22 protein-coding genes are annotated in these 21,682 nt (G+C 44.6%); 10 read left to right on the forward strand and 12 right to left on the reverse strand.

Features of this window, described 5'->3' with window-relative positions; translation table 11 throughout:
* Positions 1 to 31 precede the first annotated feature (31 nt).
* Entirely contained in the window at positions 32 to 952 is a 921-nt protein-coding gene (locus tag ACOJRU_RS15620) for an ATP-grasp domain-containing protein (RefSeq protein ID WP_421132647.1), read from the forward strand.
* An 18-nt stretch (positions 953 to 970) separates the two neighbouring features.
* Here ACOJRU_RS15620 and hslU read toward each other — a convergent pair whose 3' ends face one another.
* The 4 genes from hslU to priA form a co-directional block, all read right to left on the reverse strand.
* Entirely contained in the window at positions 971 to 2,299 is a 1,329-nt protein-coding gene (gene hslU, locus ACOJRU_RS15625; RefSeq protein ID WP_421132648.1) for an HslU--HslV peptidase ATPase subunit, read from the reverse strand.
* Positions 2,300 to 2,360: 61 nt separating this feature from the next.
* Positions 2,361 to 2,885: an ATP-dependent protease subunit HslV gene (gene hslV, locus ACOJRU_RS15630; protein ID WP_421132649.1), complete on the reverse strand. Its 525-nt coding sequence runs from the start codon at positions 2,883 to 2,885 to the stop codon at positions 2,361 to 2,363.
* Between the two features lie 205 nt (positions 2,886 to 3,090).
* Positions 3,091 to 3,654 carry an SPOR domain-containing protein gene (locus tag ACOJRU_RS15635; protein ID WP_421132650.1) on the reverse strand — a complete coding sequence of 188 codons (564 nt, stop codon included), beginning with the start codon at positions 3,652 to 3,654 and terminating at the stop codon, positions 3,091 to 3,093.
* 105 nt (positions 3,655 to 3,759) lie between these two features.
* The gene (gene priA, locus ACOJRU_RS15640; RefSeq protein WP_421132651.1) at positions 3,760 to 5,961 is read right to left on the reverse strand and encodes a primosomal protein N'; all 2,202 of its coding nucleotides are present in this window, start codon (positions 5,959 to 5,961) and stop codon (positions 3,760 to 3,762) included.
* A 292-nt stretch (positions 5,962 to 6,253) separates the two neighbouring features.
* On the opposite strand from priA, the gene rpmE reads away from it, so the two are divergent.
* A complete protein-coding gene (gene rpmE, locus ACOJRU_RS15645; protein WP_421132652.1) occupies positions 6,254 to 6,466 on the forward strand; it encodes a 50S ribosomal protein L31 in 213 nt (70 codons plus the stop codon).
* Positions 6,467 to 6,525: 59 nt separating this feature from the next.
* On the opposite strand, the gene ACOJRU_RS15650 is transcribed toward rpmE, so the two are convergent.
* Entirely contained in the window at positions 6,526 to 6,840 is a 315-nt protein-coding gene (locus tag ACOJRU_RS15650) for a hypothetical protein (RefSeq protein WP_421132653.1), read from the reverse strand.
* Positions 6,841 to 7,206: 366 nt separating this feature from the next.
* On the opposite strand from ACOJRU_RS15650, the gene ACOJRU_RS15655 reads away from it, so the two are divergent.
* Entirely contained in the window at positions 7,207 to 8,442 is a 1,236-nt protein-coding gene (locus tag ACOJRU_RS15655; protein ID WP_421132654.1) for a malic enzyme-like NAD(P)-binding protein, read from the forward strand.
* A gap of 73 nt (positions 8,443 to 8,515) precedes the next feature.
* Here ACOJRU_RS15655 and metJ read toward each other — a convergent pair whose 3' ends face one another.
* Entirely contained in the window at positions 8,516 to 8,842 is a 327-nt protein-coding gene (metJ, locus tag ACOJRU_RS15660; RefSeq protein ID WP_421132655.1) for a met regulon transcriptional regulator MetJ, read from the reverse strand.
* 149 nt (positions 8,843 to 8,991) lie between these two features.
* On the opposite strand from metJ, the gene metF reads away from it, so the two are divergent.
* Entirely contained in the window at positions 8,992 to 9,882 is an 891-nt protein-coding gene (gene metF, locus ACOJRU_RS15665) for a methylenetetrahydrofolate reductase (RefSeq protein ID WP_421132656.1), read from the forward strand.
* Positions 9,883 to 10,031: 149 nt separating this feature from the next.
* Positions 10,032 to 10,916: a virulence factor BrkB family protein gene (locus tag ACOJRU_RS15670; RefSeq protein ID WP_421132657.1), complete on the forward strand. Its 885-nt coding sequence runs from the start codon at positions 10,032 to 10,034 to the stop codon at positions 10,914 to 10,916.
* Positions 10,917 to 10,963: 47 nt separating this feature from the next.
* Here the strand turns inward: ACOJRU_RS15670 and ACOJRU_RS15675 are convergent, their stop codons facing one another.
* Both ACOJRU_RS15675 and ACOJRU_RS15680 read right to left on the reverse strand, forming a co-directional pair.
* On the reverse strand, positions 10,964 to 11,602 hold the full coding sequence (locus ACOJRU_RS15675) for a DUF2959 domain-containing protein (RefSeq protein WP_421132658.1): 639 nt from the start codon (positions 11,600 to 11,602) through the stop codon (positions 10,964 to 10,966).
* Positions 11,599 to 11,841 (reverse strand): hypothetical protein, encoded by a 243-nt coding sequence (locus ACOJRU_RS15680; RefSeq protein WP_421132659.1) that lies wholly within the window; start codon positions 11,839 to 11,841, stop codon positions 11,599 to 11,601. Before ACOJRU_RS15680 ends, ACOJRU_RS15675 begins: the two co-directional genes overlap by 4 nt.
* Positions 11,842 to 11,991: 150 nt before the next feature.
* Between ACOJRU_RS15680 and pip the strand changes: the two genes are divergently transcribed.
* From pip to ACOJRU_RS15695, 3 genes are read left to right on the forward strand one after another with little or no spacing between them, the layout of a single operon-like run.
* On the forward strand, positions 11,992 to 12,969 hold the full coding sequence (gene pip, locus ACOJRU_RS15685) for a prolyl aminopeptidase (RefSeq protein WP_421132660.1): 978 nt from the start codon (positions 11,992 to 11,994) through the stop codon (positions 12,967 to 12,969).
* Complete coding sequence (gene dtd / locus ACOJRU_RS15690; protein ID WP_421132661.1) at positions 12,966 to 13,403, forward strand: D-aminoacyl-tRNA deacylase; 438 nt, start codon at positions 12,966 to 12,968, stop codon at positions 13,401 to 13,403. Before pip ends, dtd begins: the two co-directional genes overlap by 4 nt.
* A 52-nt stretch (positions 13,404 to 13,455) precedes the next feature.
* Positions 13,456 to 14,361: a YiiD C-terminal domain-containing protein gene (locus ACOJRU_RS15695; protein WP_421132662.1), complete on the forward strand. Its 906-nt coding sequence runs from the start codon at positions 13,456 to 13,458 to the stop codon at positions 14,359 to 14,361.
* A gap of 70 nt (positions 14,362 to 14,431) precedes the next feature.
* Here ACOJRU_RS15695 and rpoH read toward each other — a convergent pair whose 3' ends face one another.
* Positions 14,432 to 15,286 (reverse strand): RNA polymerase sigma factor RpoH, encoded by an 855-nt coding sequence (gene rpoH, locus ACOJRU_RS15700; RefSeq protein ID WP_421132663.1) that lies wholly within the window; start codon positions 15,284 to 15,286, stop codon positions 14,432 to 14,434.
* Between the two features lie 450 nt (positions 15,287 to 15,736).
* Between rpoH and ACOJRU_RS15705 the strand changes: the two genes are divergently transcribed.
* Positions 15,737 to 16,969, forward strand: coding sequence for an EAL and HDOD domain-containing protein (locus tag ACOJRU_RS15705; protein WP_421132664.1), 1,233 nt, complete (start codon positions 15,737 to 15,739; stop codon positions 16,967 to 16,969).
* A gap of 186 nt (positions 16,970 to 17,155) precedes the next feature.
* Entirely contained in the window at positions 17,156 to 18,391 is a 1,236-nt protein-coding gene (locus ACOJRU_RS15710) for an EAL and HDOD domain-containing protein (protein ID WP_421132665.1), read from the forward strand.
* Between the two features lie 33 nt (positions 18,392 to 18,424).
* On the opposite strand, the gene ftsX is transcribed toward ACOJRU_RS15710, so the two are convergent.
* From ftsX to ftsY, 3 genes are read right to left on the reverse strand one after another with little or no spacing between them, the layout of a single operon-like run.
* Positions 18,425 to 19,405: a permease-like cell division protein FtsX gene (gene ftsX, locus ACOJRU_RS15715; RefSeq protein WP_421132666.1), complete on the reverse strand. Its 981-nt coding sequence runs from the start codon at positions 19,403 to 19,405 to the stop codon at positions 18,425 to 18,427.
* 2 nt (positions 19,406 to 19,407) lie between these two features.
* Positions 19,408 to 20,091 carry a cell division ATP-binding protein FtsE gene (ftsE, locus tag ACOJRU_RS15720; protein ID WP_421132667.1) on the reverse strand — a complete coding sequence of 228 codons (684 nt, stop codon included), beginning with the start codon at positions 20,089 to 20,091 and terminating at the stop codon, positions 19,408 to 19,410.
* 24 nt (positions 20,092 to 20,115) lie between these two features.
* On the reverse strand, positions 20,116 to 21,660 hold the full coding sequence (gene ftsY / locus ACOJRU_RS15725; protein WP_421132668.1) for a signal recognition particle-docking protein FtsY: 1,545 nt from the start codon (positions 21,658 to 21,660) through the stop codon (positions 20,116 to 20,118).
* Positions 21,661 to 21,682: the final 22 nt, after the last annotated feature.

The raw sequence follows: 21,682 nt of genomic DNA on the forward strand, positions 1-21,682 counted from the left end.
TAGATGATAAAAGCACTTACAGGATGAAGGTGTGAACATAGCATTATTAGGTAACGAGCAAGACCCACAAATTCAGCATGTTTCACATGCACTTTTTGCAACGGGGTATACCCCATTCATTGTTAACACTGCCTATTTTGGAACACGTTGGCAGCTAAGTTACGACCCAGACTATGATGATGGTTTACTGCATTTTGATTATCACAAGCATCTGCCTTCTAACCGAATCGCTATGTCAAACATCCATGCCGTATATTGGCACCAATATGAAAGGCCAATTCTTAATGCCACTACGTGTCAGCATAAAAACTGGCTAGCCAGTGAACATGACAGTGCCTTGATGTGCTGGTTGCAATATACCGGCACTCGCTGGGTAAATAGCATTGATGCCGTGCGTGCGCACCAATGTAAACCGCACCAACTTAAGACCGCTTGTCAGTTAGGTGCCACTATTCCTTATACGTGTATCGGCAACGCGTCTCGCGTGGCTAAGCAGTTTTGCAATAACATGGATGATGTCATACACAAACCTGTGCGTGGCGGGAAGACAGCGACGTTGCTACGTAAAGAAGACGACAACTTGCATTATGTTTCATCATTGGTAGACAAACACCCCGTAACGCTACAGGCATTTATACCTGGCACGAACATTAGAAGTTATGTACTGGGCGATGATGTGATAAGCGTACAAATAGACTCCCTCGCTCACGACTTTCGAGACGATGACGCCGCCACACCGTGTCTAACGCCGTTACCAAAATCGATACAGCAACTTGCTAAAACATTGTGTAAAGGGCTAGGTATGAAGTGGTGTGCTATCGATTGGAGGCGAAACCACAAAGGTGAGTATTTCTTTCTTGAAGCTAACCCTTGCCCTTTCTTCTTGCGAGTAGAACGTGAGGTAAGCGTAGATATAACAGGCAGATTATTGAAGCTCCTTACCCAAGGGTAAGAAGCTTCAATCGCACTATTATAGAATAAAGCGCGATAAATCTTCGTTGTCGACCAAGGTATCTAAATGGCTATTTACATACTCAGCATCAATGACAAACGCTTCGCCACTTTTCTCAGACGCATCAAACGAGATATCTTCCATCAAGCGCTCTAGCACCGTATGAAGACGACGAGCACCGATGTTTTCAGTCGTTTCGTTCACCTTCCACGCAGCTTCTGCAATACGCTGAATGCCTGAATCGTCAAAGGTAATATCAACACCTTCCGTTTTCATTAACGCAACGTACTGTTCGGTCAAGGACGCATTTGGCTCAGTAAGAATACGTTTGAAGTCTTCCACTTTTAGCGCAGTTAATTCAACGCGGATAGGTAAGCGTCCTTGCAGCTCAGGTATCAAGTCAGACGGCTTACTCATTTGGAATGCGCCTGAGGCGATAAACAAAATGTGGTCGGTTTTCACCATACCGTGCTTTGTTGATACCGTTGAACCTTCTACCAAAGGAAGTAAGTCTCGTTGCACACCTTCACGAGAAACATCGCCCGATGTATTCCCTTCGCGCTTACAGATCTTGTCAATTTCATCGACAAACACAATACCGTGTTGTTCAACGGCTTCTAGTGCTTTCTCTTTTAAGTCTTCTTGGTTAACTAAGCGCGCAGCCTCTTCTTCAATCAGCAGCTTAAACGCTTCTTTAATTTTTAACTTCTTCTTTTTCTTTTGAGAGCCAGATAAGTTTTGAAACATCCCTTGAAGCTGGTTTGTCATTTCTTCCATACCAGGAGGCGCCATAATTTCTACGCCCACCTGCGGCAATGCTACATCAATTTCAATTTCTTTGTCGTCTAAATCACCTTGGCGAAGTTTTTTACGAAACGCCTGACGGGTGCCGCGATCTTCAACCTCTTCCTTATTACCCCAAGCATCTTCCGGCGGCGGCAACAAGGCGTCAAGAATGCGCTCTTCTGCAGCTTCTTCTGCGCGGAATTTCACCTTCTCCATTTCGTTTTCTTTCGTCATTTTTACTGCAATGTCAGCAAGATCACGAATAATCGTTTCTACTTCCTTACCAACGTACCCTACTTCAGTAAACTTGGTTGCCTCAACTTTAATAAAAGGTGCATTGGCAAGTTTGGCTAAACGACGAGCGATTTCGGTTTTACCCACGCCCGTTGGGCCAATCATAAGAATGTTTTTAGGCGTAACTTCTTGGCGCAACTCTGGCTCTAATTGCATTCTGCGCCAGCGATTGCGAAGTGCGATAGATACTGCACGTTTAGCATTCTGTTGACCGATAATATGACGGTCTAGTTCATGAACAATTTCTCTTGGTGTCATCTCAGACATGAAAAAACCCTTTTAAATAATGGTGCTGTGAAAGCACGTACCGCAACGCGTTCGCGGCGGATTAATAATCTAGAACGTCTACGGTCTGGCTATGGTTGGTAAATACGCAAATATCACCCGCAATCGTTAAGCTTTTCTCAGCGATGTCTTTTGCCGAAAGCTCAGTGTTGTCTAATAACGCTGTTGCAGCGGCTTGCGCGTAGTTTCCGCCCGAACCAATAGCAATTAAGTCTTGCTCAGGCTGCACGACATCACCGTTACCAGTAATAATAAATGATGCCGTCTCGTCGGCCACCGCCAATAACGCTTCAAGCTTACGAAGCATACGGTCTGTTCGCCAATCTTTAGCAAGTTCTACGGCTGCTTTGGTTAAATGGCCTTGATGGGCCTCTAATTTTGCTTCAAAGCGCTCAAACAGCGTGAACGCATCTGCAGTACCACCGGCAAAACCTGCTAGTACTTTGTCATGATAAAGGCGACGTACCTTACGGGCATTGCCTTTCATTACCGTATTACCCAGTGATACCTGACCATCACCCGCCATTACCACTTGATTACCACGTCGAACTGAAACAATCGTTGTCACGTTAATTCCCCGTTTATCTGGGTGTTATTGCGTACCTGCAATAACGCTAAATCTTAATGAATATAAAGGTGGGGGAGGACAGCAGAATTTCAAGGGTTATCACGTATAACCGCTACTTTACTAAACAATGAAGCAAGCGATAAAGCCATTGTAAAAGGCTTTATCGCGCGGGAGAAAGGTTTAAAAGATGCGTTTGCAAGGCGCCTTATAAATTCCAATACCAAATTTGGCATGTGGCAATATTGACTTTTCTAAGGCTGTGTTTGGCTTTTTCAGCATCTCGCTTAGTGTTAAATGGCCCAAGAATCACTCTAAACCAGTCGCCATTACTGCCTGAACTGCTTCGAATAAGTGCTTCTAAGCCTTGAAACGCTATTTTGGCCTTCATTTCCTCGGCCTGAGCACGTGTTCTAAACGATGCACACTGCATCAAATAGCGCTTGTCTGATTTTTCTTGCTCAGCAACATCAACTTCAACTTCATAGCCAGGAAGGGTACGAATATACTCCCACTCTTCTTGTGGAAGTTCAGGAAGTTCCTCTAACGTCGGGGCAACAGTGCGGGGCGCTTCGTTATCGACCGTTTCTGTTGCGTTGTCTTTTATCGACCACAGGAACACGCCAAAACCAATAAGTAGAAGAATAACAACCGTTAGGCGGACAATAGGGAACGACGCTACACCAGACGGCGTACGTTTGTCTTTAGGTTTGCTTGCTGGTTTCTTTTTCTGTGGAGAACGACCACGAGAGACATAATCACGTTGTGCCATGTTCGGCGAAATTCCTACGTATTGTTATTGTTTTGGGGCGCACAATAATGCCTAACCCTCATGCACTTGTACACCCCGAATACTAACGTAATTGTTTTAGATTCGCTAACTAAAGTCAGTCGGGTCAATATCTATTGACCAGCGAACTTTACTGGCAAGTACCTGCGCCTGTATATAGGGTAACGCCTGTCTCAGTACATGATGCAAAGGCGCGCGTTTAGCGTGTCCGCAGACCAACATAAAACGAAAGCGGCCTTGTCGCTTTTCAATCAGGCTTGGAAATGGCCCTGCTATATCGATACTTATTTCCTGTGACTGTTGATTGACAATTTGTCTGCACGTATTCAGGAAGGCATATGCTTGCGCACTATCCATGGCTTCAGCGCGAATAACAAATTGGCTAACATAGGGGGGAAGCCGCGCAGCTTTTCGCTCAGTTAATGCGTGGCGAGCAAAGTGTCCATAACCGTTGTTCACAAGGTCTTGCAGCAATGGATGCTGGGGGTTATGCGTTTGCAGCCACATCTCTCCGGGTTTTGACGCCCGTCCCGCTCGACCAGCCAATTGCGTGGTAAGCTGCGCCAACTTTTCAGACGCTCTAAAATCGGCGCTAAATAACGCCCCATCGCAATCAAGCACCACTACCAAGGTGACATGAGGGAAATGGTGCCCTTTCGATAAAATCTGAGTACCAATGAGAATTTGATATTCTTGCTTATTAATGGCGTCTAGCGTTTGATGCAGCTTGTCTTTTCCACGCACCGAATCGCTGTCTATTCGCACCTGCTTAGCATCAGGAAATAGCGCGGCTAAACCCTGCTCCACTTGTTCCGTTCCCGTGCCCGCTGTCTGTAATGCATGACTATGACAAGCGCCACAGGCGGTAGGCATAGCTCGCGTTCCCGCGCAATGGTGACACTGTAAGCGATTCTGCGCTTTATGAACCGTATAAGGGCGGTCACATCGACTACACATGACAGTTTCACCGCAATGGTGACAAAGTAGAGCAGGTGCATAGCCTCGACGGTTTACAAAAACCAACACTTGATTACCCGCGCTGACATGCTGGCGCATAATGGTGAGTAAGCCTTGGGAAATGCCATAGTGTAATGGCTGGTCACGAACGTCTAAAACAAACTGTTTGGTAGTTTGAGCGCCGCCGGCTCGCCTCGTCAGCTGTAAGTGCGTATAACGCCCATGAAGTGCATTATTTAAACTTTCCAACGAAGGTGTCGCACTGCCAAGCAGCAAAGGAATGCCATGATGTTTAGCTCTTACTGCGGCAAGGTCCCTGGCATGATAGCGCAAGCCATCTTGTTGTTTAAAAGACTCGTCATGTTCTTCGTCGACAATGATCATGCCTGGGTTTTTCAGCGGGGTAAAAATAGCAGAGCGTGTTCCGATGATAATGCCCAGCTCGCCTGCCTTAGCCCGAAGCCAAACGGCCAAGCGTGCTTTATCGTTAAGCTGAGAATGTAGCACCCCCACCTCAATAGAAAAGCGTTGTTCAAAACGAGAAACGGTCTGAGGCGTTAAGCCAATTTCGGGCACAAGTATTAGGATCTGCTTACCCGCTTTTAGCAAAGGCTCGATAGCTTGAAGATAGACCTCGGTTTTTCCGCTGCCCGTTATCCCCTCCAATAAACTTACCGCAAAGCTATCATGCTGCTGGTTGAGTGCCGCAATAGCAACCGACTGCTCAGTATCAGGGGTTGGGGTTTCACTTACTGCCAGCGATGTTAACCACGCCTTTTCCTGCAACGCAGGCACCCTTTCTTCAATATAAGCTAATGCTTTATCAATAACGCCTTTAACCGCAGAGGGAGAATACACTTTGCGCGCTTGCGCGGCGGGCATACTACGCAGCAAAAGGTGTTCAAAACAGGCTTTTTGTTTAGGTGCCCTGCTTAGTTCAGTAATTACCGTTTTATCGGCGTTGTCCTGCGCTATCAGCATGGTTTCTGCTGTTAATGTCGCAGGCTCCCCTTTTCTAAGCAGAACGGGCAACATGGTATGCATGACCTCACCGGGGGCATGATGATAATATTGCCAAAGCCATTGCGCCATTTTACGCAATGCACTATCAACAACCGGAACGTCATCGATAACCGCATTAATTGGCTTAATTTTGGCATTGTCGGCATGCTCCAAGCTTGCATCTTCATTCAGCGTTTCGACCACCACACCTATTAGCTCACGCGGTCCAAACGGCACAGATACTCTCACACCTGGCGATAACGCCGCAGCATGCGAATAGGTAAATAATTGCCGTAGCGGAATGGGGACCGCGACTTGAATGAAAGCCATTGGTGCTAATTGCCTAGGAAAATAAAAACAAACGTAATGATCTGGCATTTAGCAAGAATGTCAAACGTAACGTCATATCAATCTGCAAAACGCACGCTACCCATAAGCGTAAACGCATTCCTGCTGGTCATTACACGTACAAAAACTGCTTGATCACTGCCACAGCATCCTATATTATGCGCCGCTCTTTTGCGGCAGGTTGCATATTGCGACCTACCATTTAATTTAAAGTTGCGTATGGTGTTTAGCTTCGGGCTGAATAGCGATACGGCCTTATCGATGAGGTAATCCCATGAAACCAGGTATCCACCCAGAATACACTGAAATTAAAGCAACATGCTCTTGTGGCAACGTTATGAACATCCGTTCTACAATAGGTAAAGATATCAACCTAGATGTATGTTCAGAATGTCACCCATTCTACACTGGTAAGCAACGTAACGTTGATACTGGTGGTCGTGTTGATCGCTTCAAGAAGCGTTTCGGTGCATTGGGCAAAAAGTAAGCCTAATTACGCAATACGAAAAAAAGCGCCTATACGGCGCTTTTTTTATATCTGCTTTATTAATGCTTGTTTTGCATGGCAAGAAAGCGTTCCCAGTTTCCATCACATCGGCGTTTGCACGCTTCTTCGCTTTCAAAACGTATTTGCTTAATCGTTGCTTTTACACATGCACCAGCAAACTGTATGTGCTCATCCAACGCACTATCATGGCCTTTTATCAGTGCGTCATTCTTATTTTTTTCGGTGTCAAATACCACGGTAATAGCAGGATTACGCCAATGGCCTACATGGGTTAACCATGCAAAGCCGGCTATTTCATCTTTTGCCCACTCACATACATCGGTGAGTGCGACTATCAACTGCTTTTCAGACATTCGGTCTTATCCTTTACAACGCCATTCATTACTATCTCACCCAACATTCCAATACAGATTACAGTATGAAACTAAAAGACAGCATAAATAACATGAATGGCTAATATTATACGTCTTTACTGGTCTTACAAGTTGCTGTCACCTACATTGTACTCATACAGAAGGCTGATCAGATATGTACAGTGTTAAACGCTGTGATAGAGTTGCTGCATAACGTTTTGCTCATCATCTACCGCACAAAAAAACACTAAGCAATATCGTTTTTCGCTGATGTAACTTTGCCACAATGACAAAAACAAAAAACTGTGACATTGACTTCAGCTATACCGTACCACCTCAACCCTACATCGAAGGATATGTTTACTAATGTCAGACTTTAGACAACGCGCACTAGATTATCATGCTTACCCAACGCCCGGAAAAATAAGTGTGGAGCTTACAAAACCTGCCGATGGTGTAGATGACCTTGCGCTAGCATATAGCCCAGGCGTTGCTGAGCCCGTAAGGGAAATTGCTGAAGATCCAGATAACGTATACAAATATACCGCTAAAGGAAATATGGTAGCCGTCATCAGTAACGGAACGGCAATTTTGGGGCTAGGAAATTTAGGTCCAATGGCATCGAAGCCCGTTATGGAAGGTAAAGCGCTTTTATTTAAACGGTTTGCTGGTCTTGATGCCATCGATATTGAAGTAAAGCATAGAACCACCGAAGAGTTCATCAATACTGTCGCTAACATCGCAGACACGTTTGGTGGGATAAACTTAGAAGATATTAAAGCTCCAGAGTGCTTTGAGATTGAACAAGAGCTCATTAAACGCTGTAATATTCCCGTGTTTCACGACGACCAACATGGTACGGCCATTGTCACTGCAGCGGGCATGCTTAATGCGTTAGAGATTCAGGGTAAAAATATCGAAAGCGCGAAAATCGTTTGTTTAGGAGCAGGCGCAGCGGCAGTCGCGTGCATGGAGCTGCTCATTAAGTGCGGCGCACAGCGCGAACGCATCTACATGCTAGATAGAAAAGGCGTTATCCACACGCGCCGCGACGACCTTACCGAACACAAAAAGCTGTTTGCCAACAATACCGATAAGCGTACGCTTGAAGATGTCATGGACGGTGCAGACATCTTCGTAGGCGTTTCTGGTCCCGATTTACTGCCGCCAGAAACATTAACACTGATGGCAGACAACCCTATTGTATTTGCATGCTCAAACCCAGATCCGGAAATAAAGCCTGAACTGGCTCACGAAGTACGTTCAGACTTGATCATGGCAACAGGGCGTTCTGACTATCCGAATCAGGTTAACAACGTGTTGTGCTTCCCGTTTATATTCCGTGGGGCACTAGACGTGCGCGCAAGCGCAATCAATGACGAAATGAAAGTAGCAGCGGTTGAAGCCTTGCGGGCAATCACAAAAGAAGACGTGCCTGAAGAAGTGCTTGCAGCAAGTAAGAGCAACAGCCTTTCTTTTGGTAAAGAGTATATTATTCCTAAACCAATGGACCCTCGCCTGTGTGAACGTATCGCATCGGCGGTATCAAAAGCGGCAATTGACTCAGGCGTGGCACGACTTAACACACCGCCATCAGAATAACGATACTGACAACAAGAACAAAAAAAAGCGGCCGTAGTGCCGCTTTTTTTTTGTGGATTAATAGCTGCCGATTTTACTCTTCCTGCTCATTTTCCACAGAAATATCAATGCCCATTTCTTCCATGATTCGGCGGGCTTCAGCCGGTATTCGATTAGCATTGTCTTTACGCAAATCATCATCGTTTGGCAAAGGTTGCCCAGTGAAAGCATGTAGGAATGCTTCACACAGCAATTCTGAATTCGTTGCATGACGCAAATTATTTATCTGACGGCGCGTTCTCTCATCGGTTAACGCTTTTAATACATTGATAGGAATTGAAACGGTAACTTTCTTTACCTGCTCACTCTTCTTACCGTGCTCTGCATAGGGGTGAATATACTTACCATTCCATTCTGCCATTGTGCTAACTCTGTTCACTTTTATTTATGTTATGAAGGGAAATTCTAAACAAGTTGACGAAAAGGTCAATTGAGCAGTGTAAACCTCTTGACGTCTAGACATATATTATTTAGTTTAGACGTCTAAACGTCCATTATAGAGAATATATCATGGTGTCATACGCACAAGGTATCGATGCATTAAATCAATCCTTATCGGAACTACGCGATATTGATGTGTCATTTGAGTTTTTTCCACCTAAAACTGAAAAGATGGAGCAAACCTTGTGGAAGTCGGTTGAGCGTCTTGCCCCGCTTAAGCCTAGCTATATGTCGGTAACCTATGGCGCTAACAGTGGTGAACGTGACCGTACCCATGATGTGGTCAAACGTATTCAACAACAAACCGGTGTTGCCGCAGTACCACACCTGACTTGCGTAGACGCCTCGCGTGACGAGCTTAAACAAATTGCAAAAGATTATTGGGACTCTGGCATACGGCGAATTGTGGCATTGCGCGGCGACCTGCCACAAGGTGTTAAAGAGACCGAAATGTACGCCTCTGATCTTGTTGCATTGCTTAAAGATGTCGCTGACTTTGATATTTCCGTTGCGGCCTACCCTGAAAAGCATCCCGAAGCTCCTAACGCGCAATTTGATTTGCTGAACCTTAAGCGCAAAGCTGAAGCGGGAGCCAGTGAAGCCATTACGCAGTTCTTCTTTGATACCAGTGTATTTTTGCGCTTTCGCGATAGAGCTGCGGCAGCAGGTATCGATTTAGACATCGTGCCGGGTATATTGCCTGTCACTAACTATCAAACTTTGGTGAAATTTGCTGGCTTTACCAATGTCCATGTTCCTGGTTTTCTTCACAAAATGTTTGACGGGTTGGCCGATGATGATCAGGCGACACGAAACCTTATTGGCGCAAATATTGCGATGGACCAAGTCAAAGTGCTCGCGAAAGAAGGTGTTAAGCATTTTCACTTTTATACGCTTAACCGTAGCGAGTTAAGCTATGCAATATGCCACATGTTAGGTGTTCGAGGCGACGCTAAATAACTCACATGTTACACGGTGCCTCGGTATTCATGCCAAGGCACATCTTTAGAAACCGATTAATTCGCTAAACCCTTTGCTCCTATTACCCATGACGTATACCATTTAACCTCGGGTGTAAGCTAACTATACGTATATTCAGGAGTCAACGCGTGAACTTTGACCGGGTAACCACCCTTTATCACAACATTACGCCGCAACTTAAAGAGTTGTTCCGTATTTTCATTGCCAGATGCAAACAAGATAACATTACGATATCTGCAGGCCACCTGGCCTATGTAACGCTATTATCTCTTGTGCCTTTTATCATGGTGACATTCACCATTATGTCTGCGTTTCCTGCTTTCGCCGAGGTAAGAAGTAAGCTAGAACACTTTGTGTTTAATAACTTCGTTCCTACTGCAAGTGATGTCGTGCACCAATACATGACCGACTTTGTGGGAAATGCCTCACAGATGAGCGCCATAGGTATTCTATCGCTATTAGTTGTGGCGTTAATGCTGATATCTAATGTAGATAAAACGCTTAATAGAATATGGCGTACTGAAAGTAATCGCCCCATCGTTTATACGTTTGCCATTTATTGGATGGTTATTACATTAGGCCCACTGCTGATTGGTTCAAGCGTTATAGTTAGCTCTTATTTAACCGGCCTTGCCGCGTTTACTGAAGAATATACACCTGGGTTAGGCACGCTATTACTTAGCTTAGTGCCAAGTGGGGCCGCGATGATTGCGTTCGCTATTCTCTACTTGGTGGTGCCAAATAGAAGGGTGTTTGTACGCCATGCTATTAGTGGTGCTGTTCTTGCTACTATTGCCTTTGAAATGACTAAGTCTGGTTTCGCGCTTTATGTTACGAACTTCCCTTCTTATGAACTGATTTATGGTGCGCTAGCGGTGGTACCGATTTTATTTTTGTGGGTTTATTTATCGTGGATAATTGTGTTATTTGGCGCTGAATTCACGTGCAGTTTAGGCGAGGCTTTTGAAAACAGGAAAGCTGAAGACTTACCGCGAAAAGTACCAGAGGCATAAAAAAAGGGCGTAGTATTATTTACGCCCTTTTCGGTTTACATAAAACGCTAGTTTTTCATTGAGGCAATAAAGGCATCTGATTCTGCAATTGCAGAGTTCATTTGCACAATGAGTTGCGACACATTGCTTTCGATGTTTGATAGCTCGCCTTGTAGTGCACCAATCGCGCTGGCATTAAGGTTATGCTTTAGATAAAGCACATTATCTTGAAGCGCACTTAATACCGGTGGCATTTTGCTTTCAGCTTTGCGCATCGCTTTCATTAAAGACGCATAACGACGCTGAGTATCACGAAGCTTCGCAGCACTGTCTCTTTTAAGTGAGGCATTTTGATATTTCTCTAGCTCTTCGCTCCATTCATCAAAAAGCGCTTCAGCTACGCTTTCAACCTTATTGATTCGTGCTGTGACATCTTCTGCAGCCATTACACTATCTTCATACTGTCCATTAAGTGTGTCGTACACATCTTCAAGCTCACCGCCGTCAAATGCCACGACCGCACCAAAGGCTTCTAGTGCTGAACTAAACTGCTCTTGGGCATCTTCTTGCGACTCTTTGGCATTTTCAACACGGTCTACCAAGATATCACGTTTTTCAACGCCTACTTTCTCCCAGGCTGCGTAATACGCTGACTGGCAACCTGAAAGTAAAAATACACTGGCGAGTACCGAAACAATAAGTTTCATAATGATTGATTTCCTCTAAACCTGGCTGCGCTAATGATACAAATAAGGTGAAGTATTGCACCTAGAGGCCAAAATACGATAGCCAATACCACTGTTGCCGCTAACGCGTAACAGACACCTACCGAAATAAAATAAAACAACGCGCCCAGAATACGCCCTTGAACCAAATGTCCTAAGCCTGGAATAAAAAAGTTACAAATGGCCGCTATTACATTACCGCCGGATCCTTGTCCTGCCATAGAAACATCCTCGCAATTATTACCAAAGTATGGTTATGTATAAAAAACAATATGATTGACGATGAGTACCTCAGACGTCTACACATAGTTTTTCGTTATATAACGTTAAACTAAACTAAAACGGTTACACGCACAACGCGCAGAAACAAAATGAAACGACTTTATCCTGAAGTTACCTGCTACATGAAAGGATTTATCGAGGTAGAACACGGGCACTCGCTTTACTATGAACAAAGTGGGAATCCTGATGGGATACCTGTACTTTTCATTCACGGCGGCCCAGGTGCCGGACTGCCGCCCAATTACACCTGTTTTTTCGATAATAATCGCTATCGCATCGTTGCGTTTGAACAACGTGGCTGCGGGCGTTCTGCACCATTTGCTAGCCTAGAAAACAATACAACATGGGACAGCGTTAACGACATTGAAACGTTAAGGCAACACCTGAATATCGATAAATGGCTGTTGTTTGGCGGTTCATGGGGTGCAACGTTGGCCCTGCTGTATGCCATTTCGCACCCACAGCATGTATCTGGCCTCATTTTACGAGGAACGTTTTTGGCGCGCGAGCAAGACAGAGACTGGTTTCTGTCTGAATCAGGCGGGGCTGCGCAACTCTACCCTGAGCACTATAGAAAGTTTACCCAAGGTATCCCCGCACCGATGACAAGTAAGGCGGTGTGCGCCTATTTCAGTAAAGCGTTTTCGAATACGAACGAAGTGTTGCGTCATGCTGCATTAAAGCGTTGGTATCAATGGGAAGAACGATTATCTCGACTTGTATTACCACCAGGCATTGGCGATACGCTTACACAATATCCCCTGTCGTTAGTAACGAGTTTAGCCAAACTTGAATGCCATTACCTGATTAACACGTGCTTTATCGATGACAATTATATTCTTGAAAACATTGCTAAAATTCGTGATATTCCAGGCACTATTATTCATGGCCGCTACGATATGATTTGTAAAACAGAAGCAGCGGAAACACTTCACAAGGCCTGGCCTAGCAGTCAGCTACAAATTATTCCTGATGCAGGGCATAGTACGTCCGAGCCTAGCATAGGGTATGCACTGTGCAGTGCCACGCGAGATATGGCAAAGTTTATTCAGGAAACCCGAACATGATAGGACTTGTTCAACGTGTATCACAGGCTAACGTTAGCGTTGATAATCAGATTATAGGTGAGATTAGCCAAGGTATGGTAGTGCTACTAGGCGTTGAAAAAAATGACGCTGAAGCAGAAATAGAAAAACTGGCTAACAAGTTATGTAACTACCGAATGTTTTCTGATGAAGACGGTAAAATGAACCTTAATATTCGGCAAGTCAGTGGCGAAATGCTTGTTGTATCTCAATTCACATTAGTGGCAGATACGCAGAAAGGGAACCGGCCTGGTTTTTCGAAAGGTGCGTCTCCGGAACACGGTAAAAACATGTACGCTTTGTTTATAGCGTCTCTTAAAAACAAAGGTATTGAGGTGGCCACAGGTGAATTCGGCGCCGATATGAAAGTAGCACTCGTTAACGATGGCCCTGTTACTTTTCAGTTTCAGGTATAATATAGCTAAGTAACATTAAAGGTTTCAGTTCACATTAAAGGATCGAGTTATTGTGTATAAAGTGGTAACGCCAAAAAGCGACAAGGAATTCGATGACTATTTCCAATTTCGTTGGACTCACCTACGTCAGCCTTGGAACTTTCCATTAGGTTCGGAAAAAGACGAATACGAATTGGTGGCAGAGCACCGCGCCATTATAGACCGAGACAACAAGATTGTTGCATGCGGGCGCGTGCACTTAAATACCGCCGAAGAGGCGCAAATAAGGCATATTGCGGTCGACCCAGTCCATCATCGGAAGGGGTTAGGACAAATGATACTAGCGGCATTAGAAAACGTGGCAAAAGATCTTGGCGCGGTAAGGGCCGTCACCAATAGCCGTGAAATTTCTATTTCATTTTTCACCGCATGCGGGTTTGTAGTCGAGCGAGAAGCCCCGAACGAATTAGGCTTACTTAAACGCCAGCAGATGGTTAAGAAGTTAGACGAAAATAATATACTGGTACTACACCCAAAATGGTGTAAAGCACTCCAAAAGACGTGGACCGACACCATACCTATCACTGAACATATGGGTATAAAACTTTATCAATATACCGGTCGCACCCTAGAAACGAGAGCATCGTTAAACAAAAATATTAATGTGCATGGAACCATGTTTGCTGGCAGCATTTTTTCATTGGCCACGCTGACAGGCTGGGGAATGATTTTCCTGCAATTGAAAGAGCGAGGTTTGATGGGTGACATTGTATTAGGTGATGGCAACATTCATTATCATAAACCAATCACGATGAAACCACGGGCTATTAGCAATATTGAAACCTTATCAGGTAAATTTACCCTTTTAGAAAAGGGTAAAAAAGCACGGTTTGATTTAAACGTAGATATCTTAGACGGTGATGCTGCTGTCGCCGAGTTTAAAGGGGTGTTTTGGGTGTTACCTAGTAACAACGATTAAGGCGTTAACCTTGCTCGTATCAGACATAAAAAAAGCGCCATCGGCGCTTTTTTTGTCAACAGCAAGGGTGTTAAGCAACCATTGCAGCTTGTAGCTTTTTCATTGCATTCTTTTCAATTTGACGAACACGCTCTGCTGACACTTCATATTTATTAGCTAAGTCTTGAAGCGTAATCTTGTTATCGGCTAACCAACGTGTTTCGATAATATCTTGGCTTCGCTCATCAAGTGTTTTCAGTGCAGAATACAGACGCTTGCTAGCATTCGCATCCCAATCGCTATTGATAACATCTGTTTCTACATCAGCAGACTTATCTTCTAAAAACTGGACCGGTGCAAAATTACCCGTTTCATCTTCATCCGCACTTAAATCAAACGCTTGGTCTTGACTACTCATACGCGCTTCCATTTGAAGCACTTCTTTCGTACTCACCCCGAGCGCAGACGCTACCGTTTGCACCTCATCGTGAGTAAACCAGCCAAGGCGCTTCTTCGCTTTACGAAGATTAAAGAACAACTTACGTTGTGCTTTCGTCGTAGCCACTTTAACAATGCGCCAATTCTTTAATACGAACTCGTGTATCTCTGCTTTTATCCAATGAACAGCAAACGATACCAAGCGTACGCCAACGGTAGGATCAAAACGTTTAACCGCCTTCATTAAACCAATGTTACCTTCTTGGATAAGATCAGCTTGCGGTAGGCCGTAACCAGAATAAGATTTAGCAATATGCACAACGAAACGAAGATGCGACATGACAAGCTTACGAGCCGCCTCTAGATCTTCATCTTCGCGAAGACGCACAGCTAGCGCACGCTCTTCTTCAGCGCTAAGCATATCAATGCTACTTACAGCTTGAACGTAGCCTTCGATGCTACCGCTGTGCAGCGCTGATAAAGCCATGGTTTGCAAATTGTTGCTCATTTTTCACCTCATTAAATACAGCTTCAGTATACCAAAACTCAAGAAGCTGTTCGAGACCCAGTTACGGTAATAAAACTTCTTCGATTAGTGGGTATGGGGACATACTCACCTATATCAAGACCTGTAATGTAAAAAAAAGTTCAAGTTATGTCTACACAGCGTTTGCACGCAACACGACTTTTTTGACCTATGGAAACATAGTATACGGGGTAATGCCGTCAGTTTGTCAGCACTTATCGCACACAAACGACGTCAATCGCAGTCTGACTCGATTGATAGCTTGTATGGTACAGACTCTTTAATATTTAGATATCGTAAAGTTTCGATTGATTGCATCGATTTTTTACATACAATGAGATTTACCTTATATATCGGCAGTAGTTACTCGCTAGCGCTCTGCAAAATTATAATAACAAACGCGCAGAAGCGCGAAAGAGCAAGAGGCCATTCATGTTTGCTTACATCGCAAGACAACCTATTTTTGACGCCGAGCGCTCGGTGTATGCGTACGAGCTTTTATTTCGCTCAGGCGAAGAGAATTGTTTTCCTGATATTCCCCCCGATGAAGCAACATCAAAAATTTTAACCTCGACGCATTTAAGTCTAGGGATTGAAGAAATTACCGGTGATAAAAAAGCTTTCATTAATTTTCACCGCGATACCTTAATGTTCCGCTTCCCAACATCTCTTGATGCAAGCAAAGTCGTTATTGAGGTTGTCGAAACCGTTGATGTGGATGATGCCCTTGTTGCTGCATGCAAGCATATAAGAGGGTTGGGATACCCAATTGCACTTGATGATTACGATATGCATGGCAAATGGGATGCCTTTATTCCCTTCACCAGTGTGGTCAAAATTGACACCACTGAAATTGCCCATGAAAAAATCCCGGCCTTAATCGAACGCTTCCACCAACATAAAATAAAATTGGTCGCAGAAAGAATAGAAACATATGAAGAGTTTCGAAAGTTCAAAGACATGGGCTTTGATTACTTCCAAGGGTATTTTTTGGCGAAGCCGGAAATTGTTCGCCATAGAAAATTAGGGCCGAGTAGTTTGACCATGATGGAGCTGCTCACGTTAAGTAGTCAGCCCAAGCTTAATTTTGAGGAAGTAAACCGCATTATTGAGCGTGACCCATCCCTGACTTACCTCCTTCTTCGCTTTATTAATAACCCTCTCATTAACAAACGAAACAAAATCACCTCACTCAAGCATGCCCTAACGTTTATGGGCGAGGTCGAGGTGAAAAAGTTTATTTCATTGCTAGCGTTAGCTAATTTAAGTGACGGGCAGCCTAACGAATTGATGCATATGGCACTGGTTCGCGCCAAGTTCTGTGAATATGTATTTCTTTCGAACAAATCAGGCGAGAACCCATTAACGGGGTTCCTCACGGGGCTACTATCATTACTTGATGCTATGATGGAACAGACCATCGAAGAATTGGTAAGTAAAGTTCCAATTAGTGAAGATGTGAAAAAAGCGTTATGTGGCCAACCCGGATTATTAAAAGACAGTTTAACCGTGGCAAAATATTTTGAACGGGCCAATTGGACCGGCATCAAACGCTTCTCTGCTAAATACAATGTTAAGCAAACCACACTGCATGAATATTACAACCAAGCCATTAAATGGGCTGGGCACATGCAAAATGTAACCACGTCGACTAAACCAGAGTAGTCCAGGCCTTAGCGATAAGGCCATTCAAGAGCGTTACCTCTGTTAATGACAACGTAAGATTATACAAAAGTGTGAAAAGTGCCCCTTGTCGAGTGAATTGCTTGTCGCAACCGTAGTATATGACGTAGACTGAAGGAATAATAAGCACCGATAAGAAAACATCGGCGACGTCGTCAGGGAAAATGTATGTTTGCGTTTATCGCTCGCCAACCAATTTTAGATAAAGAAAAAGATGTATTTGCTTACGAGCTCTTGTTTAGAGACGGCAAAGGGGGCGCATACCCCGAGCATAAACCAGAAAAAGCAAAAATGATTGCAGAGCACTTTCTTCCGCTTGGTCTAGACGACATCAGCGGGGAAAAAACGTCTTTTATCAATTTCTCGTCAGACACATTAATTTCTCGCTTTCCCACTACGTTAAACCCCGAATCTGTGGTGGTTGAACTTGCTGATAACCCTTTTGATCAAAGTGGCTTGCTTGAAGCCTGTCAGCACATCAAGCAATTAGGCTTTCGTTTGGCGATAGACGACCCTATGTTACTTAGCGCCAAGCACGATATCTTCCCGCTTATCGACATTGTAAAAGTAGATGTATCAAAAGCGCGCTTCGAAAATATAGAAAAACACATTCCTCGGTACCTCGATGCAGATGTAAAGCTGGTTGCAGAGCAAGTTGACACTCATGATAACTTTTCGATTTGTAAAGATTTAGGCTTTAATTTTTTCCAAGGCTATTTCTTCTCGCAACCTGAAATACGTATCTCCCGTGAACTGCCTGCTTCAAAGATGAATATCGTCGATTTAATGGGCGAGAGCAGTAAAACTGACTTCGATATAAACCGCATTACCCAAATTATTGAAAGGGATGCAGCGTTAAGTTTCTTAGTACTTAAATTTATCAACAACCCAACCATTAATAAGCGCTATAAAATTACCTCATTGAAACACGCTATTAATTATATGGGTGAGGTAGAAATTAAGAAGTTTATCGCCTTGTTAAGTTTGACGAACTTAGGTGATGACAAGCCGCTTGAAATTATCCATATGTCACTGGTAAGGGCTAAGTTCTTTGATTTGCTATCAGAACAACGGGGTATGCAAACAGACCCACCTGTAGGGTTTTTAGTGGGTTTATTCTCATTATTAGAAGGGCTACTTAACCAATCGATGCAGGACATTGTCAAACAACTTCCTTTGTCAGATACCGTGAACGATGCCCTGCTTGGCAAAAACCCTGAGTTCGTTAATTATATGACGCTGGTACGCGCCTTTGAAAGCGCATTGTGGATGAACGTGGTAAAGCAGTCTAAAATGCTCAATATAGAACAGAAGCATTTACACACGCTATACAACCAAGCGATTGTTTGGGGTAACGGCGTACGAAGCGCTATTTCAAGTCACTACCCCACCGCAACCGCGTAGCAATTCATAAACCGGTTGCGCAGGTTGTTCTTATTACTTTGGTTCAATCTGACGTACATGACGCTGTACTGAAATAAGCGAGCCCAACAAACCAAGTAGCACAGATAGCCCCAACATGGTTAGCAACGCGCTGCCGGTAAGCCCTGTAATGTTGAACTCCTTTTGGTAAAGCGCAGCAAAGTGCGAAATACTGCTGTCCATCCACCAAAGAATAATAATCACGGCGAACCATGCAATAAGCCCCCCTAGCAAACCGTACCAGAAACCCGTGTATAAAAATGGGCGATGAATGAACGCATCGGTTGCACCCACTAGCTTCATAATAACGATTTCATCATGCTTGTTCAGAATATTCAGGCGTATTGTATTTCCAATGATGAGCACCACCGCAATAAACAATAAAAGGCCAATAAGCGTAACTAAATCGCTTGCGATACTTATCACTGCATACAGGCGCTCTAGCCATTCAATGTCTAACTTACCAATATCCACTTCACGCTGTTGTGTCAATTTGTTTAGTAAGCCTTGGGCTGCGTTTGGTGATGCATATTTTTCGTTAGGCGTGACCAAAACCACATCGGGAAGTGGGTTTCGCTCTAAATACGCTATGGCATCTCCTAACCCCGATAACTGCTGAAACTCTTGAAGTGCATCGTCTGCTGGAATAAACACCACGGTGTCAATTTCTTTCCATGTATTGAGCCGCGCTACTAATTGCTGAGCGCTGGCCGCATTTAAGTCAGGTTTCAAAAACAGTGAGATCTCCGAGGCTTGTTCCCAGCCTGCGGTAATTTTTTCAGTATTTTTTACCATGATATATAGCGTGCTGGGTAAGGTAATACTTAACCCCAATACGCCAATGGTCATGAGTGATGCAAGTGGCTGACGCCATAGCTCACCTAGGCTCGATAACGCTTGTCTTACATGACTAACGAAAAACATGATAAAGGCTTGAACCATGCCTACTTTTGCCGACGCAGCACCTTGTGAACGTCCATTAAACAAAATACTCATGTTTAAAAGCCCTCCGAATTGTCGGCTAGGCCGTCAGTGATCATTTGGCCATTCTTTAGCGTTAGCGTGCGGTAGCGCATTCTTGCGATAAGGCCTAAGTCATGGGTAGCGATAAGCACTGATACGCCGGCTTGATTGAAATCCTCAAATAAACGGATAATTTCCATCGATAACTTAGGGTCTAGGTTACCTGTGGGCTCATCGGCGAGAAGCAAGGGAGGCTTATTTACCACGGCACGAGAGATGCCTACACGCTGTTGCTCACCGCCTGATAGGGTGATGGGTAAACAACGGCTTTTGTCTCGTAATCCGACCATTTCCAGCGCGGCATCGACACGTTTTTTTATTTCTTTGTGCGTAAACCCTTCAATAACAAGCGGCAACGCCACATTGTCGAACACCGTTTTGTCCATAAGTAACTGATGGCTTTGAAAAATCATGCCTATGTCACGGCGAATATACGCAATATCACGCCGCGTAATGGTATTTAAATCATGCCCGTTTATCAGGACACGGCCAACGGTAGGCCGTTCCATAATACTAATCAATTTAAGTAAGGTACTTTTCCCGGCCCCAGAATGTCCGGTCAAAAAGGCCATTTCGCCCGGCGCTATATGAAAATCAACTTTGCTCAGCGCGCGTTGACCTCCAGGGTAGGTTTTGCTTACCTGCTCAAACTTGATCATGTATCTTCCCTAAACTAAGGTGGACTAACGCTCTGGCGTATCCATTTCACTGAACAGCGCATCGATGAACTCTTGGCCATCGAACTGGCGAAGATCATCAATACCTTCACCTACACCAATGTATCTAATAGGTATACCAAATTGATCGGCAATAGAGAAGATAACCCCACCTTTAGCCGTTCCATCAAGCTTGGTCAGTGTAATACCCGTGAGACCAACCGCTTCATTGAAGAGTTTAGCCTGGCTAACTGCGTTCTGCCCTGTACCCGCATCTAATGTCAGCATCACTTCATGAGGTGCATTTGGGTTAAGCTTTTTCATCACTCTCACGACTTTCTTTAGCTCTTCCATCAAATTACTTTTGTTTTGCAGGCGACCCGCGGTGTCAGCGATTAATACATCGCAGTGGCGAGATTTAGCGGCTTCAAGGGCATCGTATAACACTGAGGCACTGTCAGAACCCGTATGCTGCGCAATAACGGGAATGTCATTACGCTCACCCCATACTTGAAGCTGCTCAACGGCCGCGGCGCGGAACGTGTCACCCGCAGCTAACATGACTTTTTTGCCTTGTTGCTGAAACTGTTTAGCAAGCTTACCAATGGTCGTCGTTTTACCTACACCATTAACGCCGACCATTAAGATAACAAACGGCCCTTCTTGCGCATCGTGTGACTGCATAGCCTCTGGTAGCGGCGCGTTCACTTTATCGAGCATGCCGGATAACTGCTGCTTCAAAATATCTAACAGTGCCTCAGCGTCTTTTAGATCTTTTCTTGAAGCGCTATCGGTGAGGTGGTTGATAATTTTTTGCGTGGTATCCATGCCCACATCAGCCACTAACAGCTGTGTTTCAAGGTCTTCATAAAGTTCATCGTCAATCGTCTTCCCTTTAAATAGGCTGACTATACCGCTACCCAAATTCGCTTTGGTTCGCGACAAACTTTCTTTTAAGCGTGAAAATAGCGATTTTTTCTCTTCGGGCGCTGAAGCGTCTGCCTGCTTTTCAGGCTCTGCTATTACGTCGTTAGTTATCGCGTCAGCATTGGCGTCTGTATCAATCCGCTCGGACACCGCCTCTTCGGCCATCACTTCTGTTTCTACTGCGTTTTCAAACCCAGCCACCTGTTGTATGTCGTTTTGCTCGCCGATCTCAGCCTGTTCAACAGTTTCTGTAGGTGAAATCGCCTCGGCGTCGCTATCAATAGCGTCTACCGATAACGCACTGCCAGACTGCGGTTCACGCTGTGTTAATGGCTCAACACCATCGCTTTCGCGTTGCTCGTCAGAAGAAAAGTTTAATGGCTTTTCTGCGACGTCACCCGTACTGTCATTCACACTGTCAGCTACACTCGAATGAATTGCAGCATTCCCGTCTGGCGTGGCTTCGCGCGATGGGGCAACAGATACCGGCTGCGTTGGCTCAATGCGTTCTTGAGTGCTATCAGCGCTATCAACAATGTTATCGGCTTGATTATCCGTTTGTGCAACCGCCTGTTCCTGCGCTTGCTGTTCTTTTTGTTTCTCTGCTTTTTTGTTCTTGCTGAACCAGCCAAAAAGTTTCGACATTGTTAGGACAAATCCTTATAAA

This window comes from Alteromonas algae, from assembly GCF_049117195.1.
GTDB lineage: Bacteria > Pseudomonadota > Gammaproteobacteria > Enterobacterales > Alteromonadaceae > Alteromonas.